Origin of the sequence: Mesorhizobium waimense, assembly GCF_003601975.1 — a bacterium.
In the GTDB taxonomy this organism is placed as follows: Bacteria; Pseudomonadota; Alphaproteobacteria; order Rhizobiales; family Rhizobiaceae; genus Mesorhizobium; species Mesorhizobium waimense.
The window spans coordinates 64243-79377 of record NZ_QZWZ01000009.1; the positions used below are offsets into that span (position 1 = coordinate 64243).

The following is a 15135-nucleotide window of genomic DNA, read 5'->3' on the forward strand; positions in this document are numbered from 1 at the left end:
GACGAAAATCTATTAGCAGTTACTTTTTGCCGGACGCTGTGAAGCGGTTCACAAAGCCACCGTGCTTCCCACCGCGAAGCGTCGCGATGACAAGATGGCGCAAAAATCTTGGTAAACGGGGACTTAACCTTCCCAGGCGACCGGTATCATGCCCAACCGCTCGTAGAGCCTGACAGCGGCGGCATTCTCCACTGTGTTGGTCTTCAGGTCGACATGACAGGCGCCCCGGTCGCGGAAGGCGAGGAAGGCGTGCCGCATCAGCGCCTCGCCAATGCCCAGGCCGCGCGCCTCGGGATGGACGGCGAGGTCTTTGACGAAAGCCGTTGCCCAGCAAAGTGCAGCAGCCGCCAGCCGCCCCTTGGCGTCGATGACGAGGAAACACAAAGCCGGGTCGAACTCGGCATCCTCGGAAATTCGTGCCCACCACTCGTCGAACGGCCCGTCGGCGCCATCGTCGAAGACGTCCGTCAGCAGAGCGTGCAGCGGCAGTGCATCGGCCGCCGCGAAACCGCGCATGACAAAGCCTTCGGGCCAGCGCGGCGGCAGCAGCGTGTCGTCGAGGATCTTGCGTAGCCGGATGTCGTCTGGTGCCGGCGGACGCGGTTCAGGCATCGCGCTCAGGCATCGGGCGGCAGGCGCCGCCGCGTGCGGTCGGTGCCGAGGCCGGTTGCTTCGAGCAGGCCCTTGCGCTTGGCGTCGTAGTAATAGCCGCTCTGGTAGAGCTGGTCGGCGCGCTTGGCATTGCCGCCCGACACCAGCCAGGCTCCGCGCAGATACTTCACCGCGTATTTCAGATTGGTCTCGGCATCGAACAGGCCGGCTGCCGGCCCAAGATAGCCCATGCCGCGCGCCGTGGCGTGCTTGATCTGCATCAGCCCCCAATGGCCGCGATTGAAGGCCTTCGGGTTGAAGGTGCTCTCGCGGTTGACGACATGGCGCACCAGGTCGACCGGCACCTGGTAAAGCGCGGAGTATTTCTCGATCAGCCGCTCGATCTCGCCGCGGGGGCCTGTCGCGTGCTCGGCCAGTGGGCCGGCCGGGGCAAGCAGGGCCGGGTTCTCAGGCACGACATAGGCGACCTGCTGGACGCCCGGCATAGCCCCTGTCTTGACCGTCTGTCCGGTGACCGGCATGGCCATCGCTGCCGTTGCATAAACAGGCGCCGTCTCGACCGAACCGGGGCTGGTCGGAGAGGTACCGGCCATCACCGCGGGCTGGGCGGCCAGCGGCGTCGGCCCGGCAAAAGCTGCCGCCTGGGCGGGCGCCGGCAACGGCTCAACGGCCGCCGCGGTACTGCCGTCAGCCGCCGCCACTGCGCTGCCATCGGCGGTAAGTGCTGCCGTCTGCACCGGGACCAGGCCGGACGATTCCGGCAGCACCGCCACCGTATCGGGCAGCACCAGCGTCGGGCTGTCATCGCTGGCAACTGCGGGCGCTGCTTCCGCAAGCGCGGGCGCCGCCTTCATCTGCGACGTCGAGGTGCAGCCGCTCAGGCCGGCCGCGACGATGAGCACGCCGATCGCAGAAAAGATGAATTTTGCTGGCAAGCCGCGCACGGGTCCGGTTCATCGGGTTGTTAAGAAGTCCTTTACACCAGCGCTTTTCCCCCGGCAATCCGGGCCAGGAGAAGGTTTTCGGGTGGTCGGAGCGACCGGGAACTGCCATATTGTTCCTGATTTGTGCTGAATACCCTCCCTTCACGGAAAGGAGCATGTCATGGAAACCACCTCTCAAGCCGCCGCCGGCCATGCGGTCTTCGAGACCGTGCTCGGCTTCATGGGCATCGCCTGGAGCGAGGCGGGCCTGACGCGGCTCTGTCTGCCTGAGCGCAACCGCGACACGGTGGAACGTCGGCTGCTGCGCCATTCCGGCGTTGCTGCATCGGGTGAACAGCCACGCTGGGTCGCCGAACTGATCGCCTCGATCAAGGCCTATGCCGCTGGCGAGGACGTCGATTTCTCCGGCGTGCCGGTCGATCTTGCCGGCGTCGACGATTTCCGCCTCGCCATCTATGACGCGGCGCGAAAACTCAGCTATGGCGAAACCACCACCTATGGCGAACTGGCCAAGCGCGCCGGCCATGCCGGCTTGCCCCGCGAAACCGGTGCGGCGCTTGGCGCCAACCCGGTGCCGCTGGTCATCCCGTGCCACCGCATCCTTGCCGCCGGCGGCAAGATCGGCGGTTTTTCGGCGCCTGGCGGCTCGGCCACCAAGGAAAAGATGCTGGCCATGGAAGGCGTGCGCGTCGGCCCGCCGCCGGCCACGCAGGCTTCGTTCGGGTTCTGAGACGGCCCGACTGTCGGTCCGGAACGAGATGGCAGGCCTGACAACCGCCGCCGGTTCTCTAGTTCTGCAGCAGGCGACGGCGGAAGTGCCGGAACTCCGGTCGCTTGCAGATATAGACGGGGCAGGATTTCGTGTCGGCGCTCGGCACGTAGGCGCGCGCCCTGATCTCGCCCATATCGCAGAAGCGCTCGCTCTGCACATAGCGGTTGTAGAGCGGCAGGCCCGGCACGCGCGCCGACTGGTAGCGCAGGATGACCGCGCCCTGGCGCGCGATCGTCGCCTGCACCTTGCCGCAGCTCATGCGTGTCGGATCATAGCGCGAAGCCGCCTGCGCCGCGGCGGCCACCAGCGTCAGGCAGGCGGCAAGCAGAATGGTTTTCATGGCCCTCTCCCATACCCGATCGGTGCCCGCCGCATCGGCCCGAAAATCGCAATCGATTTCTCGGGAAGCACGATGCGCAGCCTCCAAAGGCACGCGATCCTGCCGCCACGTTTCCCATGCGATTGGGGCGGCCGTTGGACAATACCGCAATCACGCTCTTCTCACACAGTCTTGTTTTCGGTGCGGAAACAGCCTATATGCCTCCCATTGATATTTCGGCCGATCGATCGGGCCTCGCGATCTTCGCGTTTGCTGACGTCTATCCCCAAAATCTCGATACCACCGGCTGGACCTCGGTCCGGTCAAACTAAAGCAAATGTGAAGGACTATCGAAATGGCAACTGGTACGGTCAAGTGGTTCAACGCCACCAAGGGCTTCGGCTTCATTCAGCCTGACGCGGGCGGCGCGGACGTTTTCGTCCACATCTCCGCTGTCGAGCGCGCTGGACTGTCGACCCTGGTCGAAGGCCAGAAGATCAACTTCGAGATCGAGCAGGACCGCCGCACTGGCAAGTCCGCTGCTGGATCTCTGAGCAAGGCAGCCTGATTTGGCGATAGCGCGCGCCGAACGAAGGTTCGGGGCGCGCGGCAAGTCACGGATGTACTGACGGTCGCGCGAGAAGCGTGCCGGAGCGGAAGGACCCCGACAAGCCGAAGCAGCGGATTGCTGCCGGCCCGGCCCCAACGCTCCCGATCAGGCTACCGGAATGGGAAGGCGGGATTTTATCCCGCCTTTTTATTTGCCTGAATTTCAGATGCCGACAATTGGCGAAACCGGCGACCCGGGGTTCTTCTCCCCGTCACTATAGGGGGAGAAGAACGCGCTGGCCGAACATTTCGCCAGTGGTCGACGTTGCTTGCAAAATCGGCAACGCACACCAACAAATCAGGGCAGCCATGCCATCGCCACATGCCCCGGATCCGCCTCGACCCGCTTCAGCCAGGCAGCGACAGCCGGATAGGCATCGAACTGAAAGCCGCCCATCTCGGCCGTATGCGTATAGGCATAGAGCGCGATGTCGGCGACGCTGAACGCGCTGCCGGCGAAGAAGGCGTTTTCCTCCAGATGCCGGTTCATCACGCCGAGCGCCTTGTTGCCGCGCTCCAAGGTCAGCGCCAGCCGCTCCGGCGTCGCATCCCCAGCTCTTTCAGGGAAGGTCAGCAGCGCCTTGCGCACCGCGATGTAGGGCTCGTGGCTGTACTGCTCGAAGAACAGCCACTGATAGGCCAGCGCTCGCTGGTAGCGGTCGGCCGGCAGGAAGCGCGTGCCTTCGGCAAGATAAAGCAGGATGGCGTTGGATTCGGCGAGCCGCCTGCCGTCGTCGAGTTCGAGCAGCGGCACCATGGCGTTCGGGTTCTTGGCGACATAATCGGCCCTGCGGGTGTCGCCGGTGTGCGAGCTCATCTCGACATTGGTGAAGGCCATGCCGAGCTTGGCCATCAACAGGCGCGGCTTGTAGCAATTGCCGCTGTCGATCATTCCGTAGAGTATCATCGCCGCTCCTCACGCGTTCAGCCTGCAGCAAGGCTCTATCGCGGCGCAGACGAGGTCATCCAGTGATTTGTTTTGGCGTTCCCATCAGCGCCGCTGATGCAACGGCACGACCTTGTTGTCCATGCCGAGCAGCGCCTCGATGGAAAGCGGCTCCTCGTTGAAGATCGTGCCGGCCAGCGCCGGCCGAGCGAGGTGGAATCCCTGCAGCAGGTCCACACCACCGTCGAGCGCCACGCGCAGATGCACCGATTGCTCGATGCCTTCGACCAGCACCTTGGCGCCGCGATCGTGCAGCATCGAGACAAGCGGCCGGAAGAAGCGTTCGGCAGCGGCATGGCGGCAGAATTGCGCAAACCACGTGCCGTCGATCTTGACGATGTCGGGCGAAAGCAGCGCAATCCGTTCCTCGGTCGAATGTCCGGTGCCGAAATCGTCAATGGCGATGCGGATGCCGTGGCGGCGCATTTCATGGACCAGGCTGACAAGCACCTTGTCGTCCGCCGCCTGCTCGGTGATCTCGCAGACCAGCATGCCTGGATGGAGGTCGAAGTCGCCGAGATGCCTGGTCATCAGCCGGATTTCGGCCAGTGCGCGACCGGGATGGTCGTTGATCAGCGGATTGTAGTTGAAGAACAGGTCGAGCCCTTCGACGCCGATGTTGCGGAAGTTCCTCAGATGCAGCATCCGGCACATCGTCTCGACGAACAGGCGATCCGCCGCCGCAATGCCGTCGAAGAACACCGGCGGGGCAACCGGCCTGCCGGCGCGGTGCGGCTCGATCAGCCCTTCAACAGCAACCGCGGTCAGCGTTCCGCTGCGCGGCGTGAAGATCGGCTGATAGGCGCTTCGCAGCCGGAAGGCGCCGTAGACGCCATACTCGATGCCGACCTCGTCGGCAAAGATCGCATCAGCGGCATTACGCCGCCTGTCCGGCCGCCCGCTCACGGCGCCACCTTGCGCCCAAACACCCGCGCCGCTGGCCGACCCGAGGGCGTCACGGCCGGGCTGGCGGGTGCCTTGGCCGTGCTGTCTGTCGCCTGCGCCTGTACGTCCTTGCCGAAAGCGCGAAAACTGGTCGGGGCGAGCTCCGGCCGCGCCAGCACGAAACCCTGCACCATCGAAGCGCCGGATTTTTCCGCCAGCTCGAGCTGCCAGCCTTCCTCGATACCTTCGAACACCGTGCGGATGCCTTGCTGTTCGAAGCTCGTCACCATGGCGGTCAACAGCGCAAAGCCGGCGCCCGACTCCATCAGCTGCGTGATCCAGTGCGCGTCGAACTTGACGATGTCGGGCCTGAGTTCCTTGATGCGGTTGATGTCGGAATCGTCGGCGCCGTAGTCGTCGACCGCGATACGAAAGCCGCTGGCTCTCAGCGCCTCGACGAAACTGTAGAGGGTTTCCTGCGATGCCGACTTCTGCTCGGTGACCTCGCAGACGATGCGACGCGGGTCGATGCCGGCTTCATGCAGCACCAGCCTCATATCGCGCAGCGCCATGTCGGCAATGGCGCGGTCGCTGAACACCGACGGGTCGAAATTGATGAAGATCGATGCCTCTTCCGGCAGGCAGGCGCCGGCATTGAGCAGATGCAGCGTCCTGGTCAGCGCCTCGATGTGCAGGCGGTCGGCCGCCGGACAGGTGCTGAAGAAGCTCATCGGCGGCTGCGTCTCGCCATCACAAAACGGCCGGATAAGCCCCTCGAATGCGACGACCGACAACTTGCCTTCCTTGAAGGCGAAGATCGGCTGGAAGGCGCTCTGCAGCGTATAGATGCCCCAGACACCGCTGGAGGTGCCGTCATCATGACGGATGATGTGGGCAAGCCCGATGTTACGTGACACGGTTCCTCGCTCCGCAAGACTGGCGGAATTGGGTTGCGATCCTGCCGCTCAAGGTTCTACCGCCCGTTGATGAATTTATTGTTGCCGCGGATTTGAGGTCTGGCTCATCCGACAATGCTTGCGCTTGCCGGCATGATGCGACAAGAGAAGCGCCGCGGCCGCTCCTGGCCGCGCCGACCGTCCCTGGAGATATCTGGTCATGGCCTTTCTTGCCGACGCCCTTTCCCGCGTAAAGCCTTCCGCGACCATCGCGGTGACGCAGAAAGCGCGCGAGCTGAAAAATGCCGGTCGCGATGTGATCGGGCTGGGCGCCGGCGAGCCGGATTTCGATACGCCCGACAACATCAAGAACGCGGCGATCGAGGCGATCCGCCGCGGCGAGACCAAGTATCCGCCGGTTTCCGGCATCGCGCCGCTGCGTGAGGCGATCGCCAAGAAATTCAAGCGCGAGAACAATCTCGACTACCGGCCGGAGCAGACCATCGTCGGCACCGGTGGCAAGCAGATCCTGTTCAATGCCTTCATGGCGACGCTGAACCCCGGCGACGAGGTCATCATCCCCCGCCCCTACTGGGTCAGCTACCCCGAGATGGTGGCGATCTGCGGCGGCACGTCCGTCTTTACCGACACCTCGATCGACAACGGCTTCAAGCTGACGGCCGACGTGTTGGAAAAGGCGATCACCTCGAAGACCAAATGGCTCTTGATGAACTCACCGTCGAACCCGTCCGGCGCCGCCTACACGGAAGCCGAACTCAGGGCGCTGGCCGACGTGCTGTTGAAGCATCCGCATGTCTGGACGCTGACCGACGACATGTACGAGCACCTGACCTATGGCGATTTCGTCTTCAAGACCATCGCCGAGGTCGAGCCGAAGCTCTACGAGCGCACGCTGACCATGAACGGCGTGTCGAAAGCCTATGCCATGACCGGCTGGCGCATCGGCTATGCGGCGGGCCCGGTGCCACTAATCAAAGCGATGGACATGATCCAGGGCCAGCAGACCTCGGGCGCCTGCACCATCGCGCAATGGGCATCGGTGGAAGCACTGAACGGTCCGCAGGACTTCATCGCCAAAAACAAGGCGATCTTTCAAGGGAGGCGCGACCTCGTCGTTTCGATGCTCAACCAGGCGCGCGGCATCACATGCCCGTCGCCGGAAGGCGCCTTCTATGTCTATCCGTCCTGTGCGCAGCTGATCGGCAAGGCGACGAAGGCCGGCAAGGTGATCGACACCGACGAGACCTTCTGCTCGGAACTGCTTGAGGCGGAAGGCGTGGCGGTGGTGTTCGGCTCGGCCTTCGGCCTCGGCCCGAATTTCCGCATCTCCTACGCCACCTCGGAGGCCTTGCTGGAGGAGGCCTGCACCCGCATCCAGCGTTTCACCGCCTCGCTGACCTGATCGGGCATAGCACTATTGCAATGAAAAACCCGGCCCGCGGCCGGGTTTTTTGTTTCGAAACAATAAGATATTAACTGCCATATTGCTCGTCGGTGACCTGCTCCAGCCAGTCGGCATGCACGCCGTCCAGCGCCTCCTGCATGGCGACATGCGTCATCGCCGCTTGCACGCCGGCGCCATGCCAGTGCTTTTCGCCGGGATCGAACGAGATGACGTCGCCGGCCTTGATCTCCTGGATCGGGCCGCCCCATGTCTGCGCGCGGCCGGCGCCGGATGTGACATAGAGCGTCTGGCCAAGCGGGTGCGTGTGCCAGTGGGTGCGTGCGCCCGGCTCGAAGCTGACCAGGGTGGCCCTGAGCCGTGCCGGCGCTTCCTTCTCGATGATCAGTGTCTGTAGCACGCGGCCGGTGAAATATTTGTCCGGAGCGATAATGGTCGGCACGCTGCCGCAGGCAATGATCTTCATGGTCTCGATCCTCAAGCTGATGGCGCGGCAACCACCGGTCCTGTGTCGCCGATCATGGAAGCCAGCGGCACTTTCGTCCGATATCGGCTGCGGCGCAACGCCTGCTCGACACCGTCCAGCGAGCGGCAGTCACGGATATTGCGGCAGCGTTATCCCAGCCGCGGCCAGAACAGCCCGGCTCGCTTGCGGTGGGCCGCATAGGCGTCGGCCAGTTCGGTGCGCGAAAATTTCTTCTCTTCGTCCAGCGCCGCGATCACATAGATCACGATTATCCCGGCAACCGGCACCACCGCCAGGATCGACCAGGTGGCGATGCCCCATCCGATCCAGAAGATGATATAGGATGTGTAGAACGGATGGCGGACATAGCCGAACGGACCGTCGGTCACCAGGCTGTGGGGATTGTCCTGGGCAAACGCAAAGCGCAGCCGCGCCTTGCGCGACGTCGAGATCGCCCACCAGAACAGGGCAGAGCTGATCAACTGGATTGCCAGCCCGACAATCAACGCCGCCGGCGGCTGCGGCAGGATCCAGAGTATCGCCAGAAAGAACAGTGCGGTAGCGGCCACGACCGCCGAAATCACCATCGCGCCCGCAGACATGGTAGTCGCCTGGAAATGGGCGCGCATCGACCAGAGATACTGGCCGACCGTTGCAATGCTGCTGATCGAGAGAAGAAGATCGAGCCCGCGTTCCATCACCACCCCCATCGTTCACCAAGGATTCGGCCACTATAACCGGTTGCCCCCGATAAATCCTTTCTTAACCAGAAACTTAAAGGTGGTGTAGACCCCGCTGTGAGATGTTGCCGGCCACGCAATCCAGAGGTTCAATCCAGCATGGCCGTTGCCGAGCGCACGATCCGCACATCACTGGCCGATTTGCGCCTCAGCGAATCGTCGGGCCTTGGCATGCCGATCCTGATGATCCATGGCTCGGGCAGTTCGCGCGCCGTATTCGCGCGGCAGTTCGACAGCCCGCTCGCCGATGCCCACCGGCTGATCGCTTTCGACCTTCCCGGCCATGGCGGATCCTCGGACGCTCACGATCCGGCGACAGCCTACACGATCGCCGGCCTGGCTCGATCGGCGGGTGAGCTCCTCGACCGTCTGGCCATCGGCCATGCCATCGTCTTCGGCTGGTCGCTCGGCGGCCATGTCGCCATGGAGCTCGCGGGTTTCCATCCGGCTGTCAGCGGACTGATGCTGACCGGCGCTCCGCCTGTGTCGAAAGGGCTGTTCGGCATGCTGCGCGGCTTCCATGCGCACTGGGACATGCTGCTTGCCTCCAAGAAAATCTACTCGGAGCGCGATGCCGAGCGTTTCGAGACGCTGTGCTTCGGCGACAGCGCCAGCCCATCGTTCCGCCAGGCCATACTGCGCGCGGACGGCAAGCTGCGCGCCACGGTGACGCGCAGCATGATGAGCGGCGACGGCGCCGACCAGAGGCAGGTGGTCGAGCAGGCCGCGTTCCCGGTTGCGATCGTCAACGGCGAAAACGATCCGTTTGTCCGGCTCAGCTACTTCGACACGCTGCACTACGGCGCGCTGTGGGAACGTTGCCATGTCGTCCCCGGCGCCGGACACGCCCCTTTCTGGGAGCGCCCGGATCTGTTCAACCCGATGCTGTCGCGCTTCGGCGACGCAGTCGAGGCGCAGAGCGCAGACGATGCCCAGGTGAAGCAGCGCCGAAGCCAGGCCGGCTGAACGCCCGCGTCGTGGATTGATGAGCGCCAACCTAGCGAGCATCAGGGCAACCGCGCTCAAGTCGCTCGCCCGCATCGCCTGAGACGTCCAAAACCGGCGAATTTCCTATTTTCCTTGCCCTCCCCGCAAACCCGTGGGACGATACCCTCGGGCAGGTGGCGAAACGAAAAGAACCCCCGCCCGCGACGGCCGTACAGGCCGGCCGCCGCTCCCAGGGAAACGCCTGAGTGGAGGTCAGCCATGGGTACTCGCGCCGGAGGACGACGCACGGGACCGAAATGCATTGCCATAGTCGGTCCCTTCGCAAGCGGTAAAACGACACTTCTCGAAGCCATACTCGCCCGCACGGGCGCCATTCCCCGCCAGAATCCCGTTTCGTCGGGAAGCACCGTTTCCGATCATTCGCCCGAGGCCCGCGCCCATGCCATGAGCGTCGAGGCGACCTTTGCCACCACCGAATTCATGGGCGAGCAGCTTACCTTCGTCGATTGTCCCGGCTCCATCGAATTCTCGTTCGAGGCCGAGCCTGTGCTCGCCGCCTGCGACGTCGCCGTGGTCGTCGCAGAAGCCGATGAAAAGAAGATCCCTGCCCTGCAGCTCATCATGCGCAAGCTCGACGATCTCGGCGTGCCGCGCATCCTGTTCCTGAACAAGGTCGACAAGGCGATCGCAGGCGTGCGCGACACGCTGAAGATGCTGCAGCCGGCAAGCTCGGTGCCGCTGCTGCTGCGCCAGATTCCGCTGCGCAAGGACAGCGTCGTCATCGGCTCGATCGACCTGGCGCTGGAGCGCGCCTACATTTATCGCGAGTATGCCGAAAGCGAGGTTGCCGACATCCCGGGTGACGACAAGGCGCGTGAACTCGAGGCGCGCTTTTCCATGCTGGAGACCCTCGCCGACCATGACGACCAGCTCATGGAGCAACTGCTCGAAGAGATCGAACCGCCGAAGGACGAAATCTTCGACGACCTTGCGGCCGACCTGCGTGAAGGCATAGTGACGCCGGTGCTCATCGGCACCGCCGAGAAGGGCAATGGCGTGCTGCGTCTGCTGAAGGCGATCCGCCATGATGCGCCCGACGTCGAGGCGACACGCAAACGCCTGGGCGCCCCCGACGGCAATCAGACGGTGGTCCAGGTGATGAAGACGATCCACACCGCGCATGGCGGCAAGCTCTCGGTCTCGCGCGTGCTCTCCGGCCAGGTCGCCGACGCCGCCGAGCTTTTCCTGTCGAGCGGCGAAACGGCAAAGGTGTCCGGCATTTACAAGATGCTCGGCAAGGACCAGTCCAAGCTCGCCATCGCAAAGACCGGCGACACCGTCGCGCTCGGCAAGCTCGACAACGTCAAGACCGGCGAGACGCTGAGTTTGGCCAAGGGCGGCATCAAGCCGCTGGCCACGCTTACGCCACCGCAACCGGTCTTCGCCTTTGCGCTACGGCCGAAGGAACGCAAGGACGAGGTCAAGATGTCGGCGGCCATCCAGCGTCTTGCCGAGGAGGATCCCTCGCTTAGCTTGAGCCACAACCAGGATTCCGCCGAGACTGTGCTGTCGGGGCATGGCGAGATGCATCTGCGTGTCGTGCGCGAGCGGCTCGAAGGCAAGAACCAGATTCCGGTCGAGGGCCACACACCGGCCGTGCCCTACCGCGAGACGATCCGCAAGCAGGCGCAGCAGCGCGGCCGCCACAAGAAGCAGTCCGGCGGCCACGGCCAGTTCGGCGATGTGGTGATCGAGATCAAGCCGCTGCCGCGCGGCTCGGGTTTCCAGTTCAGCGACACGATCACCGGCGGCGTCGTGCCGAAGACCTATATCCAGTCGGTCGAGACGGGCATACGCGACTATCTGAAATCCGGCCCGCTCGGCTTCCCGGTGGTCGACGTCGCCGTCAACCTGTCCGACGGCTCCTACCATGCCGTCGATTCCTCGGACATGGCCTTCCAGATGGCCGCCAAGCTGGCGATGAAGGAAGGCATGGCCGCCTGCTCGCCGGTGCTGCTCGAGCCGGTGATGAAGGTCGAGATCGTCACGCCGTCCGAAGCGACCTCGAAGATCATCGCGCTCATCCCGCAGCGGCGTGGCCAGATTCTTGGCTATGACGCCCGGCCCGACTGGCCGGGATGGGATGTCGTCGAAGCAACCATGCCGCAGGCGGAGATCGGCGACCTGATCATCGAGTTGCGCTCGGCAACGGCGGGCGTGGCCAGCTACCGCGCCGTGTTCGACCATATGGCCGAACTCACCGGGCGTCTGGCCGACGAGGCGATGAACACCAGCGGCAAGGCGGCGTGAGAAAGCAAAAAACGGCGCCCGGGTGTTCCGGACGCCGTCTATTGCGGACCGTCTCCTGGGAGGCAAACGGCACGTCCGCCGCATCGCTCCGCCGTTGGCTGACGGATAAAAATGGTTCGGACGCGGTAGCCGCCTGAGCCCGGTCCGTCCGAGTGATGCCCCCATCTCCCGGACGAGCCAACCGCGTCCTATGATCTGCTTAATCGATGGAGTGCGTCTGCGCCATGTTACCAGAGGTTACATGTCACTGTTACGTGGCAGTGCCGATCGACTTTTTTCGAGCGCAGTGGACTTCGGGCAACAAAAAAGCCGGATCAATAAAGATCCGGCTGAGTTTGATTGGAAGTGCCGATTAAGGCTAACCTCCAGAGGGGAACACTCGAGGGCGCTAATGGGAGGAGAACGCGCCCAGGAGATGATCTATATATGTGCTCATCATGCCCAAGAAACAAGCATCTATTTTGCAACACACGCATGCAAAAAGACGCAGGCTGTGGTCCAACCCGTTCCCGGGCTCGATAGGACCAGGAAAATCGCCTGAAGTGACAATGATTTCGCGGCCAAACCCCGTTGCGGAACGCCGAACCTGCGCCTTTTTGCCTCCAGGAAACAGAAACTGTCCGATGATGCGGAATCGGGCAGCGCCCGTTCAATTCTACGGCAGGAGTTCGTGATGCGCACGATTCAGGCAATCGCCGGCAGCGCATTGTTCCTCATCGCAGCGCCCGGCGCCGTTGCGGGCGTGATGCCCTGGCTGTTGACGGATCGCTACCGCCTGCCGCTGTCGACACTGCCGGGCCTTGCCCCGGTCGGCTGGGTCCTGATCCTCGCTGCAGCAGCCCTGCTGCTCCATTCCTTCGCCCGCTTCGCACTCGAGGGGCTGGGCACGCCGGCCCCGGTGGCGCCGACCGAAAGACTGGTCGTCGGCGGCATCTACCGCCATGTCCGCAACCCGATGTACGTGGCGGTGCTGTCGATCATCCTCGGCCAGGCGCTGCTGTTTTCGAGCTCGGCCGTCTTCGCCTACGGCGGCGTCGTCGCCGCGGCCATGGTCTCGTTCGTCAGGCTCTACGAGGAACCGACGCTTGCCCGCCGCTATGGCCCGGAATACGAAGCCTACCGCCGCGCCGTCCCCGGCTGGCTGCCTCGCCTGACGCCGTGGCGGGGGTGAGCCACGTTGTTTCAGGGCATGTCGACATTCAGGTCAGGCCGGCATCACCTAAATATCGGCATACCCTCAGAAGGACCAACTGCGCGCCTTCGCAATGATAAAATCGCGAAACACGTGCAGCTTCGCCTGGTTCTTCATCGCATCGGGATAGGCGAAGTAGGTGTCAAAGGACGGCACTTCGGTCTCCGGCAGCAACTGCACCAGGCCTGAGTCCTTGTTGATCACGTAGTCGGGCAGCATGGCGATGCCGGCGCCGCCCTGCACGGCGCGCTTGATCGAAAGGATGTCGTTGATCTGCAGCGTCGGCACCCTTTGCCCACCCTCAAAATCGCCGACGGTCTCCAGCCAGTTCAACTCCGACAGATGCGACGGCACCGGCACGCCGAACGTCACGATGCGATGCGTCCTCAGTTCGGCGACCGAGGCCGGCTGGCCGTGCTTGGCGACATAGGCCGGCGAGGCATAGAGATGGAAATGCACGGTGAACAGACGGCGCTGGATAAGATCCGGCTGCTGCGGCTGGCGCAGCCGGATGGCGCAATCGGCCTGGCGCATGGTGAGGTCGAGTTCCTCATTGGCGAGGATCAGCTGCAGGCTGATCTCTGGATAGAGCTCGATAAATTCCTGCACGCGTTCGGTCAGCCAGCCGGCACCCAGGCCCACCGTGGTCGTGACCCGAAGCATGCCGGACGGCCGGTCCTTGGCCTCGGTCAGCCGCGACTTGATCGTCTCCAGCTTCATCAGCACGTCATGCGCCGTGCGGAACAGCATCTCGCCCTGTTCGGTCAGCACCAGGCCACGGGCGTGACGGTTGAACAGCGGCACGCCGACGTCGTGCTCCAGCGCGCTGACCTGCCGCGAGATCGCCGATTGCGACAGGTGCAGGGTCTCGGCGGCATGGGTGAACGACCCCGCCTCCGCCGCAGCGTGAAACACGCGTAGCTTGTCCCAGTCCAGCGCCATGATTCCCCTCGCTCTGTTTTGGCGTCTGAATGAAAAATCAGGCTTTTAAACGACTTTTCTCAAGCCGCTTCGTTACTCAGCCGCCTCGCGGTGAACCTCGATGCCGGCGAGATACTTTTCCGCCTCGAGCGCAGCCATGCAGCCGAGCCCGGCAGCCGTCACTGCCTGGCGGTAGATGTCGTCGGTGACGTCGCCCGCCGCGAAGACGCCGGGCACGTCGGTGCGTGTCGAATCCGGCGCCGTCCACAGATAGCCATTCGGCTTCTGCTTCAGCTTGCCGGTAAACAGTTCGACCGCCGGCGCATGGCCGATCGCCACGAACACGCCATCGACCTTCAGCTGCGTCACCTCGCCGGTCGCGATGTTGCGCAGCTTCAGCCCTTCCACCGAAGGCGGCAGCGGCGCCCTGCCGGGCTGGCCGGTGATCTCATCGACGATGGTGTCCCAGATGACGCGGACATTCTCCTTTTTGAACAGCCGCTCGCGCAGGATGCGCTCGGCGCGGAAATCGCCGCGCCGGTGAATGACCGTCACGCTCTTCGCCAGGTTGGAGAGATAGAGCGCCTCTTCCACCGCCGAATTGCCGCCGCCGATCACCGCGACATCCTTGCCGCGATAGAAAAAGCCGTCGCAAGTGGCGCAGGCCGACACGCCAAAGCCCATGAAGGTCTGTTCGGTCGGGATGCCCAGCCATTTGGCCTGCGCGCCGGTAGCGATGATCAGCGCATCGGCGGTGTAGGTGGTGCCGGAATCGCCCTTGGCGCGGAACGGCCGCACATTGAGATCGACCTCGGTGATGATGTCGTTGATGATATCGGTGCCGACATGCTCGGCCTGCTTCAACATTTGTTCCATCAGCCACGGGCCCTGGATCGGATCGCCAAAGCCCGGATAGTTTTCGACATCGGTGGTGATCATCAGCTGACCGCCCTGCTGCAGGCCGGCGACCAGCATGGGTTTCAGCATGGCACGGGCGGCATAGATCGCCGCCGTATAGCCGGCGGGTCCGGAACCGATGATGAGAACAGGCGCGTGTTTGGTGGTCATGAAGAGCCTCTGTGGAGGGCAGCCAGGGATTGCGGCATGGAAATCACGCCTGATGTCGCGCGTAATGTAAGTGCTGCCCGCGAC

The 15135-nt window shown here is 63.7% G+C and carries 16 protein-coding genes; 6 read left to right on the forward strand and 10 right to left on the reverse strand.

From position 1 onward, the window contains the following. Positions 1-123: 123 nt before the first annotated feature. On the reverse strand, positions 124-612 hold the full coding sequence (locus D3227_RS13640) for a GNAT family N-acetyltransferase (RefSeq protein WP_120014633.1): 489 nt from the start codon (positions 610-612) through the stop codon (positions 124-126). A gap of 5 nt (positions 613-617) precedes the next feature. After that, the gene (locus tag D3227_RS13645; RefSeq protein ID WP_245451748.1) at positions 618-1556 is read right to left on the reverse strand and encodes a lytic transglycosylase domain-containing protein; all 939 of its coding nucleotides are present in this window, start codon (positions 1554-1556) and stop codon (positions 618-620) included. Between the two features lie 160 nt (positions 1557-1716). Between D3227_RS13645 and D3227_RS13650 the strand changes: the two genes are divergently transcribed. After that, entirely contained in the window at positions 1717-2286 is a 570-nt protein-coding gene (locus D3227_RS13650; RefSeq protein WP_120014634.1) for a methylated-DNA--[protein]-cysteine S-methyltransferase, read from the forward strand. Between the two features lie 58 nt (positions 2287-2344). On the opposite strand, the gene D3227_RS13655 is transcribed toward D3227_RS13650, so the two are convergent. Beyond that, positions 2345-2668, reverse strand: a complete 324-nt coding sequence (locus D3227_RS13655) for a hypothetical protein (RefSeq protein WP_120014635.1) — start codon at positions 2666-2668, stop codon at positions 2345-2347. Positions 2669-3002: 334 nt separating this feature from the next. Here D3227_RS13655 and D3227_RS13660 point away from each other — a divergent pair, with 334 nt between their 5' ends. Continuing rightward, complete coding sequence (locus tag D3227_RS13660; protein WP_006202464.1) at positions 3003-3215, forward strand: cold-shock protein; 213 nt, start codon at positions 3003-3005, stop codon at positions 3213-3215. Positions 3216-3554: 339 nt separating this feature from the next. Here D3227_RS13660 and D3227_RS13665 read toward each other — a convergent pair whose 3' ends face one another. From D3227_RS13665 to D3227_RS13675, 3 genes are all read right to left on the reverse strand, one after another. Next, positions 3555-4163 (reverse strand): glutathione S-transferase family protein, encoded by a 609-nt coding sequence (locus tag D3227_RS13665; protein WP_120014636.1) that lies wholly within the window; start codon positions 4161-4163, stop codon positions 3555-3557. Positions 4164-4247: 84 nt separating this feature from the next. Further along, entirely contained in the window at positions 4248-5108 is an 861-nt protein-coding gene (locus D3227_RS13670) for an EAL domain-containing protein (protein ID WP_120014637.1), read from the reverse strand. After that, positions 5105-6004, reverse strand: coding sequence for an EAL domain-containing protein (locus D3227_RS13675; RefSeq protein WP_120014638.1), 900 nt, complete (start codon positions 6002-6004; stop codon positions 5105-5107). The genes D3227_RS13670 and D3227_RS13675 overlap by 4 nt, the downstream gene beginning before the upstream one ends. A gap of 199 nt (positions 6005-6203) precedes the next feature. Here D3227_RS13675 and D3227_RS13680 point away from each other — a divergent pair, with 199 nt between their 5' ends. Next, the gene (locus tag D3227_RS13680; protein WP_120014639.1) at positions 6204-7406 is read left to right on the forward strand and encodes a pyridoxal phosphate-dependent aminotransferase; all 1203 of its coding nucleotides are present in this window, start codon (positions 6204-6206) and stop codon (positions 7404-7406) included. Between the two features lie 70 nt (positions 7407-7476). Here D3227_RS13680 and D3227_RS13685 read toward each other — a convergent pair whose 3' ends face one another. After that, entirely contained in the window at positions 7477-7872 is a 396-nt protein-coding gene (locus D3227_RS13685; RefSeq protein ID WP_120014788.1) for a (R)-mandelonitrile lyase, read from the reverse strand. A gap of 149 nt (positions 7873-8021) precedes the next feature. After that, positions 8022-8570: a methyltransferase family protein gene (locus D3227_RS13690; RefSeq protein ID WP_167480686.1), complete on the reverse strand. Its 549-nt coding sequence runs from the start codon at positions 8568-8570 to the stop codon at positions 8022-8024. Between the two features lie 141 nt (positions 8571-8711). Here D3227_RS13690 and D3227_RS13695 point away from each other — a divergent pair, with 141 nt between their 5' ends. The 3 genes from D3227_RS13695 to D3227_RS13705 all read left to right on the forward strand — a co-directional run bounded on the left by D3227_RS13695 (position 8712) and on the right by D3227_RS13705 (position 13041). Next, complete coding sequence (locus D3227_RS13695) at positions 8712-9578, forward strand: alpha/beta fold hydrolase (RefSeq protein WP_120014641.1); 867 nt, start codon at positions 8712-8714, stop codon at positions 9576-9578. Between the two features lie 240 nt (positions 9579-9818). After that, the gene (locus D3227_RS13700; protein ID WP_120014642.1) at positions 9819-11870 is read left to right on the forward strand and encodes an elongation factor G; all 2052 of its coding nucleotides are present in this window, start codon (positions 9819-9821) and stop codon (positions 11868-11870) included. A gap of 673 nt (positions 11871-12543) precedes the next feature. After that, positions 12544-13041, forward strand: coding sequence for a methyltransferase family protein (locus D3227_RS13705; protein ID WP_120014643.1), 498 nt, complete (start codon positions 12544-12546; stop codon positions 13039-13041). Positions 13042-13107: 66 nt separating this feature from the next. On the opposite strand, the gene D3227_RS13710 is transcribed toward D3227_RS13705, so the two are convergent. Continuing rightward, entirely contained in the window at positions 13108-14004 is an 897-nt protein-coding gene (locus tag D3227_RS13710; RefSeq protein WP_120014644.1) for a LysR family transcriptional regulator, read from the reverse strand. Between the two features lie 72 nt (positions 14005-14076). Continuing rightward, positions 14077-15051: a thioredoxin-disulfide reductase gene (trxB, locus tag D3227_RS13715; protein ID WP_120014789.1), complete on the reverse strand. Its 975-nt coding sequence runs from the start codon at positions 15049-15051 to the stop codon at positions 14077-14079. Positions 15052-15135: the final 84 nt, after the last annotated feature.